Genomic DNA, 18,295 nt, shown 5'->3' with positions numbered 1-18,295 from the left:
CCGGTGGACGGGCGCCTGAGGGGGCCGGGGCTGCCGTTACGGCAGGTTGCGGGCCATGACGATGCGCTGGACCTGGTTGGTGCCCTCGTAGATCTGGGTGATCTTCGCGTCGCGCATCATCCGCTCCACCGGGTAGTCCCGCGTGTACCCGTACCCGCCCAGCAGCTGCACCGCGTCCGTCGTGACCTCCATCGCCACGTCCGAAGCGAAGCACTTCGCCGACGCCCCGAAGAACGTCAGATCGCCGTCACCGCGCTGCGACTTCGCCGCCGCCGCGTACGTCAGCTGCCGCGCCGCCTCCAGCTTCATCGCCATGTCCGCCAGCATGAACTGGACGCCCTGGAACTCCGCGATCGCCTTCCCGAACTGCTTGCGCTCCTTCACGTAGCCCTTCGCGTAGTCCAGCGCGCCCTGCGCGATGCCCAGCGCCTGCGCGGCGATCGTCACCCGGGTGTGGTCCAGCGTCCGCATCGCCGTCGCGAAACCCGTGCCCTCCGCGCCGATCATCCGGTCCGCCGGGATCCGCACGTTGTCGAAGTACACCTCACGCGTCGGCGAACCCTTGATGCCAAGCTTCTTCTCCGGCGCGCCGAACGACACACCCTCGTCGCCCTTCTCCACCACGAACGCCGAGATGCCCTTCGACCGCAGCGAGGGGTCGGTCACGGCCATCACCGTGTAGAACTCCGACACACCCGCGTTGGTGATCCACCGCTTCACACCGTTGAGCACCCAGAAGTCACCGTCCCGCACCGCCCGGGTCTTCATGCCGGCCGCGTCCGAACCCGCCTCCGGCTCCGACAGGCAGTACGAGAACATGCCCTCACCGCGGGCCAGCGCCCCCAGGTACTTCGCCTTCAGCTCCTCCGAACCGGACAGCTGCACCGGCAGCGAACCCAGCTTGTTCACCGCCGGAATCAGCGACGAAGAGGCACACACCCGCGCCACCTCCTCGATCACGATCACCGTCGCCAGCGCGTCCGCACCCGCGCCGCCGTACTCCTCCGGCACGTGCACCGCGTGCAGATCGTTCGCCTGCAGCGCCTCGAGGGCCTCCGAAGGGAACCGCCCCTCCTCGTCCACCGCCGCCGCGAACGGGGCGATCTTCGCCTCCGCCAGCGAACGCACCGCCTCGCGGAGCATGTCGTGCTCCTCGCTCAGCCGGTAGAGGTCGAAGTCCTGGGTCATGGCAGTCTCCTCGGTGATGGCACTCAGTACCCCCGATTATGCACACTGAGTATCGCCTCGCCCAGCCTTCTCCTCCGGGTCGGTGCTACCGTCCGGGGTATGAGCGAGGTGCATGAGCAGGGCGGAACCACGGCGACCCGGCCGACGATGCGGGACGCCCTGGTGGAGGCGGCGTTCGAGCTGTTCTCGGAGCGGGGCTTCGAGCAGACCACGGTCGACGACATCGTCTCGCTCGCGGGGGTCGGCCGGCGGTCGTTCTTCCGGTACTTCCCGTCGAAGGAGGCGGTGGTCTTCCCGGACCACGACGGCTGCCTGGCGGACATGACGGCGTTCCTCGAGCAGGCGGATCCTTCGGGCGACCCGGTGGAGCAGGTCTGCGACGCGGCCCGGCTGGTGCTGCGGATGTACGCGGGGAACCCGGCGTTCTCCGTGGGGCGCTACCAACTGACCAAGAAGGTCCCGAACTTGCGCACCCACGAGCTCTCCGTGGTGTGGCGCTACGAGCGCACCCTGGCGGGCCATCTGCGCACCCGGTACGCGGCCCGCGCGGACGGCGCGCTGCGCGCGGACGTGATCGCGGCGGCGGTGGTGGCGGCGCACAACTATGCGCTGCGGGCCTGGCTGCGTTCGGGCGGCGAGGGCGATGTGGGCGCGGCGGTGGACGAGGCGCTGCAGTTGGTGATCGACACCTGGGGCGACGGCGCGGCCGAGGGGCGGGCGGAGTCGCAGGATGAGGAGGTGGTCGTCATGGTGGCCCGCCGGGGTACCCCGATGTGGCGGGTGGTGCAGGGCGTCGAGGCGGCCCTGGAGCCGTGACCGGGCCCGGCGGCCACTCCCCCGGCCGTCCTCACAGGCCCCATTCGCCACGCGGATGATCCGATTACCCGCCTGGCACTCGGTACCTTTACACGGGGCACTGAGTGCCATACCTTCCTTCTGGCAGACCGCCCCGACCGCACGCCCGCACGCCCGGGTGGCGGTACGGCGGCGCACACCGGCTCAGCAAGGAGACGGCCATGATGACCCTCACTCTCGCCCCGGCCGCGCCGACGACGGCCCCGACCGCGACGACCACCCCCACCCCAGACCTGTTCGACCCGGACTTCGCCCCGTCCGCCTTCCGGCCACAGCCCGAACTCCCGGTCGCCGAGACCGAGTTGCGCTACCGCCGCTGCCGCTGGTGCCACTCGGCCAGTGCGGTGACCTGCCTGCTGTGCCCGGTGTGCGGGTCGGCGGACCTGGAGCCGGCGGTGGCGTCCGGGCAGGGGACGGTGCAGCGCCTGCTGCGTCCGATCCGCCGCGGCCCGCACCTGGGGCGCCCGTACCTGATCGTGCTGGACGAGGGCTTCACCGTGCAGGCCTCGGTGCTCGGCGGGCTGCCGGGCGCGGTGCCGATCGGGGCCCGGGTGCAGCTGGTGACCAGCGAGGAGGGCGGCCGGGTGCTCACCTTCCGCCTGGTCCCCCGCACCTGACGAACCGCCAGCTCCACGCCACTCCTGGCACCGAGTGCCACCAAACCCGGCCGCACGGGGCACCCCCACCCCGACGGTCCGCAGGGCGCACACACTTCCCACACCCCGCGATCCGAGGGTGTGGGCGTGGCCCGATCCCGTGCACGGAGCGCCACCACGCGGGTAGGGTCGGTGACGTTTGCCGTTCCGGGGGAGGTACTACACGTGCTCGATCTGAGCGCCCATCAGCCGGCCACCGTCTGGCGACCGTTGTCCGGCCCACCGCCGGGAAGGGAGTGGCGCGCCGGTCTGGCGGCCAATCCGGCGGCCCCGGCCGAGGTGCTGGTCCGGCTGCTGGACGACATCGCCGACGGCGGCGACTCGACCTGGCCGGCCCGCCGGCCGGAGTTGCCCGACCGCGTGGTGGAGGCGGCGCTGCGGCACCCGCACTGGCGGGTCCGGGCGGCGCTGGCGGAGCGTCCGGGGCTGTCGCCGGTGGTGCTGGCGGCGCTGGCCGGGGACGGCGAGCGCCGGGTGCGCCGGGCCGCGACGTCGGCGGCGCACTCGGTGCCACTGCCGGAGCGGACGCTGGTGGCGCTGGCGGCCGACCGCGATCCGGACACCCGCCGCCGGGTGCCGGGCTGCGCGGGCCTGCCGGAGGAGCTGCTGGTGCGCCTCGCGCAGGACGGTTCGTCACTGGTGCGGGCCGCGGCGGTGGCGGCGGACAGCTGGGCCCAACTGCCGGCCCGGGTACGGACGGCGCTGCGCGCGGACCGCGATCCGGCGGTGCGGGCGGCGGTGCAGCGCGCGCTGCGGGTGGACCGGCCGCTGCCGGTGACGCTGGCGGGGTACATCGCGGAGAGCGACCCGGTGCGCCGGGAGCGGACGGCGGCGGGGGCCGCCCTGGAACGCGCGCTCGGCGAGTGGCTGGTGCTGGACGACAACCCGCGGATCCGCCGGGCGGCGGCGGGCAATCCGCAGCTGCCGACGGACCTGGCGCTGACCCTGGCGGCCGACCCGGACACGGCGGTGCGCCTCACGGTGTCGCTGCGTTCGGACCTGACGGAGCAGCAGCGCTCCGCGGTGGACTACCAGGTGCCGGACGCGGCGCCGCCCGAGCTGCCCTGGGTGGCCGAAAGGGCCGACGATCCGGCGGAGTTGCTGCGGCTGGCCCGCTCGGGGCATCCGCTGGTGCGGCGCGCGGTGGCGGCGCTGGAGCGTCTTCCGGGCGAGGTGGTCGCGCTGCTGGCACAGGACCCGGAGCCGGCGGTGCGGCTCGCGCTGGCGGAGCACTGCGCGGACGCGCCGGGCGAGTTGCTGCGGTCGGTGTACGCGGAGCTGCTGGGCCCGTCCTCGCTGCCGGCCCTGGAGCGGTTCGCGGCGCCGGGGCTCGCGCGGTGGGCGGAGCGGCCGGAGCCGGCGCTGCGGCTGGCGGCGCTGCGCGATCCGGAGCTGGCGCCGGAGGTGCTGGCGCGGCTGGCGGAGGATCCGGACCTGACGGTGGCGCGGGCGGCGGCGGGCGATCCGCGGCTGCCGCTGGACGCGCTGCTGGCGCTGCTGGAGGCGGATGCGCACCCGGCCGCGGCTGCGGCGAATCCGGCGCTGCCGGTGTCGTTCATGCTGGGGCTGCTGGACCTGGCGGAAAACGCCTGAGTCGCTCCTGGAATAGGGGCCGATAGGTGAACGTTCAACCACCCGTCGGGCCACGGAGGCCCGGCAGAGGAACCGGAACGGCAAGGAGCACGGCAATGACCACCGACTTCCGCCAGCAGACCACGGGCCTGTCCACCGGGCAGGCGGCGCTCCACGAGGGGACGGTCGCCGAGCGCTGGGTGCGCGCCCAGCTGTTCTTCGACTCCAAGGCGTACGCGGACGCCGCGCGGATCCTCGCCGAGCTGGTCGAGGAGGCCCCGGAGCAGGTCGGCCCGCGCCTGCTGCTGGCCCGGTCGTACTACCACTCGGCCCAGCTGCGCCGCGCGGAGGAGCAGCTGCGCAAGGTGATCGAGCTGGACCCGGTGGAGCACTACGCGCACCTCGTCCTCGGCCGCGTCCTGGAGCGCCAGGGCCGCCACGCCGAAGCGGTGCCGTACCTGCGCCTGGCCGCCGCGTTCGAGGGCACCTTCCCGCAGGACTGACGAGAGCGCACCGCCCCCGACGGGTTCCCGCCCGCCGGGGGCGGTGTGCTGTCCGCGCTCGGCAGGCGTCCCTGTCCCCTGTCAGTCTGGAGGGGAGCGTCGAGGATGCGGAGGTGCGCGCGATGCGGACGTTGGAGGAGCAGATCGAGGTGACCGCCCCGGTGGGGACGGCGTGGTCGCAGTTGCACCGGGTGGCGGAGTATCCGGAGTTCGTCGGCGGAGTGGTGCACGCCAGCGCGCGGGGGCGGCGGCACGCGGATCTGGAGGTGGAGATCGGCGGCGAGCGGCACCATGTGGACGCGGAGCTGACCGACCACGGCCGGGGCCGGGTGATGAGCTGGGAGACCGTGGACGGCCCGCCGCTGCGCGGCACCTTCGCGCTGCGCCCGCTGGACGCCGCGCACACCCAGGTGCAGGTGCGCCTTGAGTACGACCCGGAGGAGCTGAAGGACGCCGTCGGTGGTCCGCGCGGGTTCGCGCAGAGCAAGGCGGTGGAGGAGGCGGTGCGGACAGATCTGGAGCTGTTCAAGCAGCTGTGCGAGGAGTGAACGACGGCTCCACCCCGCCGAACGTACCGTCCGGTGCCCCGCCGGGCGGCGTGCCGATCGGCAGTTCGGCCCAGATGACCTTGCCGCTGGCGGGGTAGCGGGTGCCCCAGCGCTCGGCGAGCTGGGCGACCAGGAACAGGCCGCGCCCGCCCTCGTCGGTGTCGGTGGCGTGCCGCAGGTGCGGGGAGGTCGCGGAGCCGTCCCAGACCTCGCAGATCAGGGCGCGGTCGCGCAGCAGCCGGACCCGGATCGGCCCGCTGGCGTGCCGGATCGCGTTGGTGATCAGTTCGCTGAGCACGAGTTCGGCGGCGAACGCCTGCTCGGTCAGGCCCCAGTCGTCGAGCCGTCGGGTGACGGCGGCCCGTACCCGGGCGACGGCGGCCGGGTCGGCGGGGACGTCCCAGTCGGCGACGTGGTCGGCGGGGAGCGCCCGGGTGCGGGCCACCAGCAGGGCGATGTCGTCGGCCGGGTTGGCGGGCAGCAGCGCGTCGAGCAGGTCGTCGCAGGTCTCCCGGGGGCCGCGGCCGGGGTGGGCGAGCGCGGCACGGAGCAGTTTCATGCCGTGGTCGAGGTCGTGCGCGCGGGATTCCACCAGGCCGTCGGTGTACAGCACCAGCCGGCTGCCTTCGGGGAGTTCCAACTCGGCGGTCTCGTAGGGCAGTCCGCCGATGCCGAGCGGGGGCCCGCCGGGCAGGTCGGGGATGTCCACGTGCCCGTCGGGGAGCACCACCGCGGGCGGCAGGTGTCCGGCGCGGGCGAAGGTGCAGCGTCGGGTGACGGGGTCGTAGACGGCGTACAGGCAGGTCGCGCCGGTGATCGGGCGTTCGCCGCCGTCGGGGCGGGGGTTCTCCTGGTCGAGGCGGTTGACCAGGGCGTCGAGGTGGCCGAGCAGTTCCTCGGGGGCCAGGTCGAGCGAGGAGAAGGTGTGCACGGCGGTGCGCAGCCGTCCCATGGTGGCGGCGGCGTGCACGCCGTGGCCGACCACGTCGCCGACCACCAGGGCGACCCGGGCTCCGGACAGCGGGATCACGTCGAACCAGTCGCCGCCGACGCCGGCCTGTGCGGGCAGGTAGCGGGAGGCGACTTCCAGGGCCTGCTGTTCGGGCAGTTCGGCGGGGAGCAGGCTGTGCTGGAGTGCGACGGCCATGGTGTGTTCGCGGGTGTAGCGGCGGGCGTTGTCGACCAGGACGGCGGCGCGGGCGGTGAGCTCCTCGGCGAGGGTGCCGTCCTCCTCGTCGAAGGCGGGGCGGGGGCGGGCGCGCCAGAAGGTGGCGACGCCGAGCATGGTGTCGCCGACGTTGAGCGGCGCCGCGATCAGGGTGTGCACCTGCTCGTCGCGCATGGCGTCGACGGCGCCGGGGCGGACTTCGTCCCAGACGTCGAGCGCCGCGGACAGGTCGGGTTCGACCACCGAGCGGGCGGTGGCGACGGCGCGGGCGCGCGGGGTGTCGGGGACGACGGGCACGGACGAGCCCGGGGGGAGCAGCGGGGGCCGGGCGGTGATTCCGGTGAGTGCGACCCGGTGCATCGCCCCGCGCCGGCCGGGGCGGGGTTCGCCGCCGTCGAGGACGCCTTCGCAGAGGTCGACGCAGGCGTAGTCGGCGAAGGCGGGGACGAGTGCGGCGGCGAGTTCCTGGCAGGTGCGGGTGATGTCGAGTGTGGTGCCGATGGAGCCGCCGGCCCGGTAGAGCAGTTCGAGGCGGCGGCGGGCGGTGTCGGGGTCGGCGACGGTGGTGTCGCGCAGGGTGGCGAGCAGGCAGGCCGGGCCGCCGGCCCGATCGGTGTGGCGCAGGTCGAGGGCGAGGGTGCGGCCGTGCGCGGTGATCGGCGTGTCGGTGAGGTCGGCTCCGCCGTCCAGCAGGGCGATCAGTTCGTCCTGCAGGCCGAGGGTGCGCAGGGGGCGGCTCTCGCAGTCGGTGGGCAGGTCGAGCAGCCGGCGGGCCTCGTCGTTGGCGTACAGCAGGCGCCGGTCGGCGTCGATCAGCAGCAGGCCTTCGCGGACGACGGCCGGTCCGGGGTCCGCGTGCCGGGGCGTGTCGTCGGTCATCCGTGCCGTCCGGTCTGCGCGATGGTCACCGGGGCCGGCGGGCCGGAGCGGGGGCTCGTGGACGTCCGGCGCGCGGAGGTCCGGCCCGCCGCGCGCTGTCCGCCGGGTGCTGCCCGAAACCGGGTCATACGCCCATTCCTACACTCCCCGCTCCGACCGGGCCAATGGCAGCACCCGGATTTCGCGCGCTGATGTGCTGCGCCTTTGACTGGCCCTTGTCGCGGCCGTAGGACTACTTGCCTTCCAGTTCGGCGCGCACTCGGCGGGAGGGCTGGAAGGCGTACAGGTCGAGGATGTCCGGCGGTTCGGCCAGGCCGGGGCCTCCGGCGGCGACCCAGGCGGTGATGTCGGCGGCGGCGTCGCGGTCGTTGACCTGGCCGAGCCAGACCGGGCGTCCGCCCGCCCGGCGGCCCTCGGCGGAGGGCTGGACGACGATGACGTTGGCCCGCTCGCAGGCGTCGAGGCAGTCGGTGCGCCGGATCATGGCGATGCCGGCCAGCGAGGTGCGCAGGTCGACGAGCTGGGCCTCGTGGTCCAGGCGGGGGACTTTCGCGGTGGTGCCGCAGCAGCAGCCGCGGCAGACCGTGACGGTGCAGCGGGACTCGGTCTCGGTGCGGCGGCTCATGCGGTGCTCCCCGCCCGTCGGGCCTCGGTCCAGGCGGATTCGCGCAGCAGGCGCAGGCCGTTGAGGCCGACCAGGACGGTGGAGCCTTCGTGGCCGAGGACGCCGAGCGGCAGCGGGAGGGTGGCGACCAGGTCCCACACCACCAGGACGGTGATGAACGTCGCCGCGATGGCGAGGTTCTGCACCACCAGCGCGCGGGCCCGGCGGGAGAGCGCCACCACGGCCGGGACGGTGGCGAGTTCGTCGCGGACGATCACCGCGTCGGCGGTCTCCAGGGCGAGGTCGGATCCGGCCCGGCCCATCGCGATGCCGGTGTGCGCGGCGGCCAGCGCGGGCGCGTCGTTCACGCCGTCGCCGACCACGAGCACCTTCCGCCCGGCCGTCTCCCACTCCTTGACGGCGGCGGCCTTGTCCTGCGGCAGCAGGCGGGCCCGGACTTCGCCGAGGCCGGCCTCCGCGGCCAACTGCCGGGCGGCGCGCGGGTTGTCGCCGGTGAGCAGCGCGGGGGTGGTGCCGGTCAGCGCCGTCAGGGCGCGGACGGTGGCGGCGGCGTCGGGGCGCAGCCGGTCGGCGATGCCGAGGACGCCGACGGGGGTGCCGTCGGTGGCGACCACGACGGCGGTGCGCCCGGCGTCCTCGAGTTCGGCGACGGCTGCGCCGGTGGCCGGGCAGTCGTGGTCGGGGGCGTGGACGGTGACGGTGTGTCCGTCGACGGTGGCGGTGACGCCGACGCCGGGCGTGGAGCTGAAGTCCGCGGCGGTGGCCGGGGTGAGCCGGCGGCTGCGGGCGGCGTCGACGACGGCGCGGGCGAGCGGGTGTTCGCTGGGGTGTTCGGCGGCGGCGGCGAGGGCGAGCAGTTGGTTCTCGGTCAGGCCGGAGTCGGCCTGCGGGCGGATGTCGGTGACGCGGGGGGTGCCTTCGGTGAGGGTGCCGGTCTTGTCGAGGGCGACGGTGTCGATCTGGCCGAGGCGTTCCATCACGACGGCGGACTTGACCAGGACGCCGTGGCGACCGGAGTTGGCGATCGCGGACAGCAGGGGCGGCATGGTGGCGAGGACCACCGCGCACGGCGAGGCGACGATCATGAAGGTCATGGCGCGCAGCAGTGCGTCGGTGAACGCGGAGCCGAGGGCGAGCGGGACGGCGAACACGGCCAGGGTGGCGGCCACCATGCCGAGCGAGTACCGCTGTTCGACCTTCTCGATGAACAGTTGGGTGGGGGCCTTGGTCTCGGAGGCTTCCTCGACCATGGCGACGATCCGGGCGATCACGGTGTCGGCGGCGTCGCGTTCGACGCGTACCCGCACTGCGCCGGTGCCGTTCAGGGTGCCGGCGAACACCTCGTCGCCGCTGCGCTTGGCGACCGGCAGTGGCTCGCCGGTGATGGTGGCCTGGTCGACCTCGCTGGTGCCGTCCAGGACCCGGCCGTCCGCGCCGATCCGTTCGCCGGGCCGGATCAACACGGTGTCGCCGACGGCCAGTTGCTCGACCCGGACGGTCTCCTCGCCGGCGCCGGTGAGGCGGGTGGCGGTGGCGGGGGCCAGGTCGAGCAGGCCGCGCACCGAGTCGGCGGTGCGGGCGGTGGCGATCGCCTCGAGCGCGCCGGAGGTGGCGAAGATGACGATCAGCAGCGCGCCGTCCAGCACCTGTCCGACCGCTGCCGCGCCGAGCGCCGCGACGATCATCAGCAGGTCGACGTCGAGTGTCTTCTCCTTCAGCGCCTGAAGCCCTGCCCAGCCGGGCTCCCAGCCGCCGGTGGCGTACGCGAGGGCGTACAGCGGGCCCCACGTCCAGGCGGGGGCGCCGGCCAGGTCCAGCGGGAGAGCGACCAGGAACAGCAGCAGTGCGGCGAGCGCCCACCGGGCCTCGGGCAGCGCGAGGACGCGGGTGCGCCGTTTCGGCGGGGCCGGGCGGGGTTCGGCGGTGGGCGGCGCGGGCCGCCGGTCCAGGACGGAAGACATGGCGGGGCAACCCTTCGCGGGGCGGGGAGGACTCCTCCACCATACCGGAACACCTGAACAGGTCTTCAGGTGTCACCGGTATGATGACGTCATGGGCCACGGAATCGACACCGCCAGCAGCGCCACCACCCGCGAACGCCTGGACGCCGTCGGAACGGCCGATGTCGCGGCCACCCTCCAGGCCCTGGCCACCCCCTCCCGCCTGCACATCCTGGCCCGCCTCCAGGAAGGCCCCTGCTCGGTGGGCGACCTCGCCGAAGCGGTCGGCCTGGAGGCCTCCGCCTGCTCGCACCAACTGCGACTGCTGCGCAACCTCGGGCTGGTCACCGGCGAGCGCCACGGCCGCTCGATCGTCTACGCGCTGTACGACAACCACGTCGCCGAACTGCTCGACCAGGCGCTCTACCACGTGGAACACCTGCGCCTCGGCGTCCGCGACACGCCTCCCGCCGCCGACTGATCTTTTTCGACGCCGCCTGTCCAGCATGTGGGACCCGGACGCGGGACCCGAGCGGGGCGGGGCTTAGATGGCAGATGTAGAAGCCAAGCATCAGCATCTGCGCGAAGAAGGTCCGCCAATGCCCCACATCACCGTCGACTACTCACCACAGCTGGCCGACTCCTTCGACCGCCCCGGATTCGTCCGCGAGCTGCACCCCCTGGTCCGCGACCGGGTGTCCTCCCGGGGCGTGTGCAAGACCTTCTTCCGTCAGGCCGCCGAGACCTGGGTGGGCGACGCGGACGGCCAGTTGACCGCCTTCGTGCACATCGCCATCGGACTGCTGCCGGGACGGCCGGAGGGGCTGAAGGCGCGGCTGTCCGAGGAGGTGCTGCGCCTGCTCGACAAGCACCTGCGGCCCGTCCTCGGCCGCGAGGTGGTCCGCTCCGCCGAGGTCCGCGACCTCACCCCGTCCTACCGCCTGCGCACCGGCTGGTGACCCTCACCGCCGCAGAAAACGCGTCAGCTCGGCGTTCACCCGCTCCGCCCGGGTGTACGGCAGGGCGTGGTGGGAGACACCGTCGAGGGTGCGGATCTCGGCCTGCGGGAGCAGCCGTCCGGCCCGGGCGGTGAGGGTGCGCGGGTCGTGGCAGCGGCTGTTCGCGGCGACCAGCAGCAGGCAGCGGGCGCGGAGGGTCCTGAGCGTTTCCGGGGTGGGGCGGCGGCCGGTGACGGGGCGGGCGGCGGGGAAGGTCGCGGCGAGGCCGTAGAGGCGGGCCCAGTCCGGGTCGAGCGGGACGCCGCCGGTCTCCCAGGCCAGAAACGTCCGGGCGCGGGCTTCGCCGGGCCGGGCCAGCATGGGCGCCGCGTGCAGGAGATAGCGGAGCGAGTAGCCGGTGGGGTCGAGCAGCGCGAGGCGGTCGACCCGTTCGGGACGGCGCAGCGCGTGGCTCAGCGCGATCCACCCGCCGTAGGAGTGCCCGCACAGGTCGACGTGGTCCAGCCCGAGCCCGTCCAGCACCGCGTCCAGCCAGCCGTGCAGGTCCTCGACGCGGCGCACCGGCTGCCGCCCGCTGCTCGCGGAGCGGCCCGCGTCGCCGATCCGGTCCACCGCGAACACCATTGCCGTGCGGGCGAGTTCGCCGACGTTGGCCCACCAGCTCGCCGCCGTGGCACCACCCCCGTGGAGCAGCACCAGCGGCGGACCGCCGGCCGGTCCGGCGGCGTTGACCCGGGTGATGCCGTACGGCGTCTCGACGTCGATCGTCTCGACCGGGACGGGCCAGCGGCCCAGCAGGGTGTCGTACGCGGACAGGAAGGCGGAACGGTCGAACGCCATGGCGGCAGCCTCCACGGGCAGAGTTGTCTCGCTGAGCAAGTGTCTCGCTCGGCGAGATACTATGCACCCGCATCTCCACCCAGGAACCCACCCCCGCCGAAAGGCCGCACCCCATGACCGACCAGCACGGACTCCGGACGGTGCATCAACTCCGCGCCCTCACCGTCGAACTGGACCTGCTAGCCGCCGCCTTCGCCCAGCGCAACAACCTCCACCCCACCGACCTGCGCGCCCTGATCGCCCTCCTCGACGCCGCCCGCGCCGGCACCCCCGCGACGCCCGGCCTGCTCGGCCGCGAACTCCGCCTCAACTCGGCCGGCACCACCGCCGTCCTCGACCGCCTCGAACGCCACGGCCACCTCCGCCGCACCCGTGACCCCCACGACCGCCGCCGCGTCCTCCTCGAAGTCACCGAGCAGGCCGTCACCCTCGGCGAGACCTTCTTCGGCCCGTTGATCGCCGACACCGTCGCCCTGGTCGACGGCCTCTCCCCCGCCGAACTCGCCGCCGTGGAAGGCTTCCTGACCTCCATGCGATCCCTGGTCGCCCGCCACGCCCACTGACGGCCGGCCGAGCGCCCCACGAACCAGCCCGCGGTGGCACCCACCCAACTCCCCCCACACAGCCGCGCGCAGCGCAACCACCTCCCCCCTACCACCCCCGACGCACATACCGACCAGGAGTGGTCCCGAGGATGCGGCGGAAGTGGCGGGTGAGGTGGAGCTGGTCGTGGAAGCCGAGGGTGGTGGCCACGGTGGTCGGGGGTGGCCGTCGACGCTCGTTGCCGGTGGCGGTGTTCACGGCGGAGCTGTTCGGCACCGGCAACGACCGGGACAACCGGGCGGCGGTGCGAGCGGTGCCGACGGGGGCGCTCGATCTGGTGGGGCTGGCGCTGCACGGGCCGCGCAACGCCGTGGACAAGGTGCTCAAGGGCGCGCGCATGCACCCGTGAGCAGCGGCGGTCGGGGCGGACCTCTGGCGCCACCCGACCCCGGTATCCGTCCGATAGCTCACGAAGGCGCGTCCTCGCAATAGCGGCACCCACAAGCGCCGCACCGATCCTCCGTGGCACGCTCGCACGGGCGGCGGGCAGCGGCCCCGATACGCTCCCCGGAAACGGAGGCGTACGACCTCGGCAGTCTCGCGCTGCACGGGCCCGTCGTGCACCTGGCGCAGCAGCTGACCGTGGCCGTCCCGGACCAGGAGATCGGCCACCCCACCGGAACGGACCCCCGAGTGACCCTCCAGCAGATCACCCCGAAGCAGCGCGGCTATCTGATCGTCAACTCCCACCCGGCGGGTTGCGCCGAGGTCGTGAAGCGCACCTGGGAGTCGATCCCGGCGCGCACTCCCGAGGGCCGCGCCCCGGTGGTGCTGCTGCTCGGCTCGAGCGCCGGGTACGGCATGTCGATTCTGCTGGCGGGCCTGCGGCGTCACGGCATCCGCGGTGTCGGCGTCGCCTTCGAGGGCGCGCCGACCGAGCGCCGTACGGCGACGGCCGGTTGGTACCGCACGGCGGCCACCGCGGAGTTGGGCGCCGACGCGGATTTCGTCTTCGTCAACGCCGACGCGTTCTCCGCGGCCGCCAAGGAGCGGGCGCTCGATCTGATCGCGGAGCGGTTCGGCCCGGTCGACCATCTGGTCTACAGCCTTGCCGCACCGCGTCGCACCGATCCGGTGACGGGCGAGGTGCACCACTCCGTCATCAAGCCGATCGGCGAAGCGTACGAGGCCGCGTCCCTGGTGTTCCCGGACGAGGTGGCGACGGTCGGCAGCGTGCAGCTCACCGCGGCGAGTGAGGAGGAGCAGCGTGCCACGGTGCAGGTGATGGGCGGCGAGGACTGGCGGCTGTGGGTCGAGGCGCTGGCCGAACGTCGGCTGCTCGGCAGCGGGTTCACCACGGTGGCGCTGTCCTACGTCGGCTCCGACATCACTGCCCCCGTCTATCGGCGGGGCACCATCGGCGCCGCCAAGGAGCACCTGGAGGCGACCGCGCGCACCCTGGCCGACGGTGTTCTCGCCGATGGCGCGGGCCGGGCGTTCACCGTGGTCGCCGGTGCCGCCGTCACGCAGGCGTCCACGGCGATTCCGTCCATCGCCCTGTACACCTCGCTGCTGCGCAACGTTCTCGGTGCGGACGGTTGGCGCAGCACCGCCGACCAGGCCGTCGACCTGTGGTCGCAGCTGACCGGCGAGAAGCCGCTGGTGCTGGACGAGCGGGGCCGGATCCGGCTGGACGGCTGGGAGTTGGACGAGAAGGTGCAGGAGCGGGTGCGCGAGCTGTGGGCCGATCCGGCCGCCGCGCTGGCCGGGGAGCCGGGCGGCGCGGCGTGGTTCTACGGCCAGTTCCGCGCGCTGTACGGCTGGGACGTCCCCGGTGTGGACTACGGCGTCGATGTCGAAACGGCGGTGGCCTGGCCCGACTTCGAGGCCAGGTAGCCTGCGTCGGCGGCCGGGTGCGGCGTCGGGCTGCCTACACCCGGCCGCCTCGCGCCATGTCCCGGCGGGGTCGGGTCAGTTGGAGCGGCCTCAGGCCTGGAGCGAGGCGAGTGTGACCACCGTGATGTCGGACGGTGCGCCGACCCGGACCGGCGGGCCCCAGGCGCCCGCGCCGCGGGTGACGTAGAGCTGGGTGTCGCCGTACCGTTCCAGGCCGGCCACGGTCGGATTGGCCAGTTCGGCAAGGTAGTTGCCGGGCCAGAGCTGGCCGCCGTGGGTGTGGCCGGAGAGCTGGAGGTCGACGCCGTGGCGGACGCTGTCGTGGACGGTCACCGGCTGGTGGGCCATCAGGACGGCCGCCCGGCCGCGGTCGCGGTCGCCCAACGCCCGTGCGTAGTCCGGGCCTTGGCCCTGTGAGGTGCCGGCGATGTCGTTGACCCCGGCGAGGTCGAACCAGGGCAGCTCGACGCGGGCGTTCTCCAGCGGGTGGACGCCGAGTTCGCGGACGAAGTCGACCCAGGGCGCGGCGCCCGAGAAGTACTCGTGGTTGCCGGTGACGAAGTACGCGCCGCCCTTGGCCCGCAGGTCGGCCAACGGGCGGGCGGCGGGGCCGAGTTCGGGGACGGTGCCGTCGACCAGGTCGCCGACCACGGTGATCAGGTCGGGCTGGGTGGCGTTGATGGTGTCGACGATCCGCCGGGTGTGTGCGCGGCCGAGGATCGGGCCGAGGTGGATGTCGCTGACCACGGCGATCCGGTAGCCGTGCGCGGCGCGCGGCAGTTTCGCCAGCGGCACCGTCACGCGCTTCACCTGCGGCCCGCGCAGCACCCCGTACGCGCCGTTGCCCACCACGCCGACGGCGACTCCGGCGGCCGCCCCGGCCACCACCCGGGACACGAACAGCCGCCGCGAGGGCTCCACCGCCTTCCCCGCCCCAGCAGGCCCCGCCGCGGACTCTTCGGGCTCCGCCGGCCCAGCAGCAGGCCCTGCGGGCCCCGCCGCCTCCGCAGAAACCGTCACCGCCGCGGCAGAGACCGCCACGGGCTCGACAGCCACCGCCGGCTCACTCTCGCGGCGACGCGGAAGCCGGAGCAGCAGGGGGCGCAGCAGTTCGCCGGCCCCCAGGGCGAGCAGGAGGTAGAGGAGAACGGCCATCCAGAGGTAGCCGGGCCAGGCGAACCAGCGTTCCACGGCAAGCGGGAAGGCCCGGCCGCCGACCAGGGCCAGCAGGGAGAGCACGGGCAGCAGGACGGCGAGCACGGTGCCTGCGCGCCGGTAGCGGCTGCCGGGGCGGGAGACGTCGCGAACCAGTCGTCGCCACACGTACCAGTGCGCCGCCCCGAACAGGCCGAGCACTGCCACCAGCCCCACCACCGCGATCACCATGCGGGCAAGTATCGGGGCTCGGTGATCGCGGGCTGTGACCGGGGTGCCGTTCCGTTCGACCGGGCGTGTTCGTCCGGGTGCGGGGCGTGCCGGTGCGCGTTCGGTTCCTGTGAGCCCTCCCACATCGTGGCGGGCTTCTACGACTCTCAATAGTCGGTGCGCGAACCAGCCTCGCGGACGGCCACATCGCCTTCCCGTCCACCCGCCGAAGCTTACCGCAATTTCGCAGGTCAGAGGCATTCCGGTGGCCACCGGCCGATGGTGCGGACCAAGCCCGACCCGGAGCCGCCGAAGCCCGCCCGACCACCTCCCCTCCGACCGATCCGCTACTACGAGGCATAGTTGCCGGGGCTTTTGAGCCACTCTGCGTGATCTGCCAAGAATGTCCCCCGTCCGCCGGGCAGCCCGGCCGCTCCGGCCACCATCCCGCTGCCACGTTCGTCCGATTGCCGCGCCGCGCCGTGTTCCACGGTGCGGGGCCGGTGCCGTGCGTGCCGGTCGGCGGGCCGCCGTGTCCCACCGGCCGTCCGGCCCGTACAAGAAGAGATCGCCATGCCGCACCGCCGCCCGCACCGCCGCCCGTCCCGCCTTTCGCGGACGCTCCGTCGCAACCGCCACTCGATGGTGGCGGGTGTGGCGACCATCGCGGTCGCGGGTGCCGCCGCCCTGGCGATCGCCCTGCCGCAGCACTCGGCCCCGGCCGACGCGGCGGCCCGGCCGGCGAGCGTCGAGCAGCTCGCGACGGACGCCCTCCCCTCGCCGGACGCCGCGTCCACGCAGGCGCGGGCCGAGGCGGAGGCGAGCGCGAGCGCCAGTGCGTCCGCGCAGGCCGAGGCGGACGCGAAGGCCAAGGCGGAAGCGGAGGCCAGTGCGAGTGCCAGTGCGAGCGCCGAGGCGAAGGCCAGGGCGGACGCCGAGGCGGCGTCCCGGTCACAGCAGCGCCAGGCGCTGGCGAGCAGCAAGCCGTCCGCCACCCCGTCGGCGTCGGCATCGGCGTCCGCGTCCGCGTCCGCGCCGGTGTCCGCGTCGGCCGTCGCCAAGGCGCTGAGCGGGACGCCGCAGCAGATCGCGGCGCAACTCGTGCCGGCGGGGCAGTTGCAGTGCTTCAACAACATCGTGGAGCGCGAGAGCGGCTGGAACGTGCACGCGACCAACCCGTCCTCGGGTGCGTACGGGCTGATGCAGGCGCTGCCGGGTTCGAAGATGGCGTCGGCGGGCGCGGACTGGCGGGACAACCCGGCGACCCAGATCAAGTGGGGCCTGCAGTACATGAACCAGACCTATGGCAGCCCGTGTGCGGCGTGGGCGTTCTGGCAGGCTCACAACTGGTACTGAGGGCCGTTGGTCCTTGCCCCGGAGGGACATTCGGCACGGTGTGTGCGCAGCTCCACCACCATGCGTACATCTGACGATACGTCAGCAAGTCACGGCGTTCCGCCCTCTATCCGGACATTTCATCGCACGCTCGTGTTCGTTTGGTGAAGATTCAGCGAACTTCCCATGACTGCTGTCCGGAATAGCCGCTTTAGAGCGGCTTCCGACCTTTGCCTGAGGCTGTCCCCGCCCCTAGCCTCCCGCCCATGGCCCCACCACTGATCACCGTCGTGCTCCCCGCTTACGACGAGCAGGAACAACTGAAGGAGTGCCTCGACTCCCTGCTCGCACAGTCCTTCCGCGAGTTCGAGATCATCGTGGTCCAGACGCCCTCCCCGCACTGCCCGGAGGAGCGGCTGCTGGAGGCGTACGAGCTGCGCGACGCCCGGGTTCGGGTGCTGCGGCTGGACACGGAGCCCGGCATCGGACGGGCCCGGATGGCGGGCGCGGCACACGCGCGCGGCGACTACCTGCTGTTCCTGGACGCCGACCACCTGCTGCCGGCGGACGCGTTCGAGGCGATGGACGCCCGGCTCACCGAGACCGGTGAGGTCGATCTGCTGCTGTTCGGCCACAACCGCGAGTACCGGGGCAAGGTGTGGCCGGGCAACGCGGCCGAACTGCTGGACGCCGCCGGCCCCGACGTGTTCACCCCCGCCGAGCACCCCGAATTCTTCGGCGCCCCACCGCTGATCTGGGACCGGCTGGTGCGCACCGCCACCGCCCCGACCTTCCCCGACGGGTTCTACGAGGAGGTCCCGGCGGTGCACCGCACGCTGCTGGCCGCCTCCCGGATCGCGGTGCTCAACCGCGAGTGCGTCACCATCCGCCGCCGCCACACCCTGCACCCGGCGGGCGGCGAAGGAGCAAGCCACTTCGACCTGTTCGACCGCTACGAGGGCACCTTCGAGCTGCTGGACGCGCAGCCCGAGGAGGCCCCGCCGGTCAACCCCGAGGTGCGCACCCACCTGTTCACCCGGATGATCCGCCACTACCTGTTCGTCTTCGACCTGCCGGGGGCCCTGACCCGCACCGAGCGCCCGCAGTTCTTCCAGCGCGCCGCCGAGCACTACAAGCGCTTCCTCCCGGACGGCTACAAGCGCCCGGACGGCCGCGAGGGCATCAAGTTCTCGCTGCTGGCGTCGAATTCGTACGCCACCTTCGAGGTCGCCAAGTTCTCCCGCCTGGCGGGCGTGCGTCGCTGAGCGCGCCCTCGCAGGCCCGAGGCACGTGCGCCGCTGAGCGCGCCCCCGCAGGCCCCAGGGGCGTGCGCCGCTGAGCGCGCCCTCGCGCGAACACGCGCCGGGAGTGGGGACGGCGTACGTCGGCTCGCGGCAGGGATTTCGGAAATCTTCCGCCCGGG

Annotated in this window: 17 protein-coding genes and 2 pseudogenes; 12 read left to right on the top strand and 7 right to left on the bottom strand. The window is 73.5% G+C overall.

What is annotated here, in order from left to right; translation table 11 throughout:
- Nucleotides 1-36: 36 nt before the first annotated feature.
- Nucleotides 37-1,188 (bottom strand): acyl-CoA dehydrogenase family protein, encoded by a 1,152-nt coding sequence (locus ACGFWJ_RS07400; protein WP_387862180.1) that lies wholly within the window; start codon nucleotides 1,186-1,188, stop codon nucleotides 37-39.
- A 99-nt stretch (nucleotides 1,189-1,287) separates the two neighbouring features.
- Here ACGFWJ_RS07400 and ACGFWJ_RS07395 point away from each other — a divergent pair, with 99 nt between their 5' ends.
- From ACGFWJ_RS07395 to ACGFWJ_RS07375, 5 genes are all read left to right on the top strand, one after another.
- On the top strand, nucleotides 1,288-2,004 hold the full coding sequence (locus ACGFWJ_RS07395) for a TetR family transcriptional regulator (protein ID WP_392946180.1): 717 nt from the start codon (nucleotides 1,288-1,290) through the stop codon (nucleotides 2,002-2,004).
- 200 nt (nucleotides 2,005-2,204) lie between these two features.
- Nucleotides 2,205-2,660 carry a Zn-ribbon domain-containing OB-fold protein gene (locus tag ACGFWJ_RS07390; RefSeq protein ID WP_392946178.1) on the top strand — a complete coding sequence of 152 codons (456 nt, stop codon included), beginning with the start codon at nucleotides 2,205-2,207 and terminating at the stop codon, nucleotides 2,658-2,660.
- A gap of 204 nt (nucleotides 2,661-2,864) precedes the next feature.
- Nucleotides 2,865-4,292 (top strand): hypothetical protein, encoded by a 1,428-nt coding sequence (locus ACGFWJ_RS07385; protein WP_392946176.1) that lies wholly within the window; start codon nucleotides 2,865-2,867, stop codon nucleotides 4,290-4,292.
- A gap of 95 nt (nucleotides 4,293-4,387) precedes the next feature.
- Nucleotides 4,388-4,774 (top strand): tetratricopeptide repeat protein, encoded by a 387-nt coding sequence (locus ACGFWJ_RS07380; RefSeq protein WP_392946174.1) that lies wholly within the window; start codon nucleotides 4,388-4,390, stop codon nucleotides 4,772-4,774.
- A gap of 122 nt (nucleotides 4,775-4,896) precedes the next feature.
- Nucleotides 4,897-5,322: an SRPBCC family protein gene (locus ACGFWJ_RS07375; RefSeq protein ID WP_387647857.1), complete on the top strand. Its 426-nt coding sequence runs from the start codon at nucleotides 4,897-4,899 to the stop codon at nucleotides 5,320-5,322.
- Here ACGFWJ_RS07375 and ACGFWJ_RS07370 read toward each other — a convergent pair.
- The 3 genes from ACGFWJ_RS07370 to ACGFWJ_RS07360 form a co-directional block, all read right to left on the bottom strand.
- Entirely contained in the window at nucleotides 5,300-7,369 is a 2,070-nt protein-coding gene (locus ACGFWJ_RS07370; RefSeq protein WP_392946172.1) for a SpoIIE family protein phosphatase, read from the bottom strand. The two genes, ACGFWJ_RS07375 and ACGFWJ_RS07370, sit on opposite strands and share 23 nt — an antisense overlap.
- A 232-nt stretch (nucleotides 7,370-7,601) precedes the next feature.
- Nucleotides 7,602-7,994: a (2Fe-2S) ferredoxin domain-containing protein gene (locus tag ACGFWJ_RS07365; RefSeq protein ID WP_387647861.1), complete on the bottom strand. Its 393-nt coding sequence runs from the start codon at nucleotides 7,992-7,994 to the stop codon at nucleotides 7,602-7,604.
- Nucleotides 7,991-9,955: a heavy metal translocating P-type ATPase gene (locus tag ACGFWJ_RS07360; protein WP_392946170.1), complete on the bottom strand. Its 1,965-nt coding sequence runs from the start codon at nucleotides 9,953-9,955 to the stop codon at nucleotides 7,991-7,993. The genes ACGFWJ_RS07365 and ACGFWJ_RS07360 overlap by 4 nt, the downstream gene beginning before the upstream one ends.
- A gap of 91 nt (nucleotides 9,956-10,046) precedes the next feature.
- On the opposite strand from ACGFWJ_RS07360, the gene ACGFWJ_RS07355 reads away from it, so the two are divergent.
- Nucleotides 10,047-10,415 carry an ArsR/SmtB family transcription factor gene (locus tag ACGFWJ_RS07355; protein ID WP_392946168.1) on the top strand — a complete coding sequence of 123 codons (369 nt, stop codon included), beginning with the start codon at nucleotides 10,047-10,049 and terminating at the stop codon, nucleotides 10,413-10,415.
- Between the two features lie 118 nt (nucleotides 10,416-10,533).
- Nucleotides 10,534-10,893 carry a 5-carboxymethyl-2-hydroxymuconate Delta-isomerase gene (locus ACGFWJ_RS07350; protein WP_387647868.1) on the top strand — a complete coding sequence of 120 codons (360 nt, stop codon included), beginning with the start codon at nucleotides 10,534-10,536 and terminating at the stop codon, nucleotides 10,891-10,893.
- Nucleotides 10,894-10,896: 3 nt separating this feature from the next.
- Here ACGFWJ_RS07350 and ACGFWJ_RS07345 read toward each other — a convergent pair whose 3' ends face one another.
- Complete coding sequence (locus ACGFWJ_RS07345; RefSeq protein WP_392946166.1) at nucleotides 10,897-11,733, bottom strand: alpha/beta fold hydrolase; 837 nt, start codon at nucleotides 11,731-11,733, stop codon at nucleotides 10,897-10,899.
- A 113-nt stretch (nucleotides 11,734-11,846) separates the two neighbouring features.
- Here ACGFWJ_RS07345 and ACGFWJ_RS07340 point away from each other — a divergent pair, with 113 nt between their 5' ends.
- The gene (locus ACGFWJ_RS07340) at nucleotides 11,847-12,296 is read left to right on the top strand and encodes a MarR family winged helix-turn-helix transcriptional regulator (RefSeq protein ID WP_392946164.1); all 450 of its coding nucleotides are present in this window, start codon (nucleotides 11,847-11,849) and stop codon (nucleotides 12,294-12,296) included.
- Between the two features lie 88 nt (nucleotides 12,297-12,384).
- On the opposite strand, the pseudogene ACGFWJ_RS07335 reads toward ACGFWJ_RS07340, so the two are convergent.
- A pseudogene (locus ACGFWJ_RS07335) lies at nucleotides 12,385-12,477 on the bottom strand (AraC family transcriptional regulator); the annotation flags it as partial.
- A gap of 31 nt (nucleotides 12,478-12,508) precedes the next feature.
- On the opposite strand from ACGFWJ_RS07335, the pseudogene ACGFWJ_RS07330 reads away from it, so the two are divergent.
- Both ACGFWJ_RS07330 and ACGFWJ_RS07325 read left to right on the top strand, forming a co-directional pair.
- Nucleotides 12,509-12,685, top strand: a pseudogene (locus ACGFWJ_RS07330) (DUF2000 family protein); the annotation flags it as partial.
- A 113-nt stretch (nucleotides 12,686-12,798) separates the two neighbouring features.
- Nucleotides 12,799-14,172 (top strand): enoyl-[acyl-carrier-protein] reductase FabV, encoded by a 1,374-nt coding sequence (locus ACGFWJ_RS07325; protein WP_392946162.1) that lies wholly within the window; start codon nucleotides 12,799-12,801, stop codon nucleotides 14,170-14,172.
- A gap of 90 nt (nucleotides 14,173-14,262) precedes the next feature.
- Here the strand turns inward: ACGFWJ_RS07325 and ACGFWJ_RS07320 are convergent, their stop codons facing one another.
- The gene (locus ACGFWJ_RS07320) at nucleotides 14,263-15,558 is read right to left on the bottom strand and encodes a metallophosphoesterase (RefSeq protein WP_392946160.1); all 1,296 of its coding nucleotides are present in this window, start codon (nucleotides 15,556-15,558) and stop codon (nucleotides 14,263-14,265) included.
- 552 nt (nucleotides 15,559-16,110) lie between these two features.
- On the opposite strand from ACGFWJ_RS07320, the gene ACGFWJ_RS07315 reads away from it, so the two are divergent.
- Together ACGFWJ_RS07315 and ACGFWJ_RS07310 are read left to right on the top strand one after the other, a co-directional pair.
- Nucleotides 16,111-16,893, top strand: coding sequence for a transglycosylase SLT domain-containing protein (locus ACGFWJ_RS07315; RefSeq protein WP_392946158.1), 783 nt, complete (start codon nucleotides 16,111-16,113; stop codon nucleotides 16,891-16,893).
- A 245-nt stretch (nucleotides 16,894-17,138) separates the two neighbouring features.
- Complete coding sequence (locus ACGFWJ_RS07310; RefSeq protein ID WP_392946156.1) at nucleotides 17,139-18,137, top strand: glycosyltransferase family 2 protein; 999 nt, start codon at nucleotides 17,139-17,141, stop codon at nucleotides 18,135-18,137.
- The last annotated feature ends 158 nt before the right edge of the window (nucleotides 18,138-18,295 follow it).

Origin of the sequence: Kitasatospora sp. NPDC048407, from assembly GCF_043200475.1 — a bacterium.
In the GTDB taxonomy this organism is placed as follows: domain Bacteria; phylum Actinomycetota; class Actinomycetes; order Streptomycetales; family Streptomycetaceae; genus Kitasatospora.
This window is presented reverse-complemented; position numbering and strand designations above follow the sequence as displayed.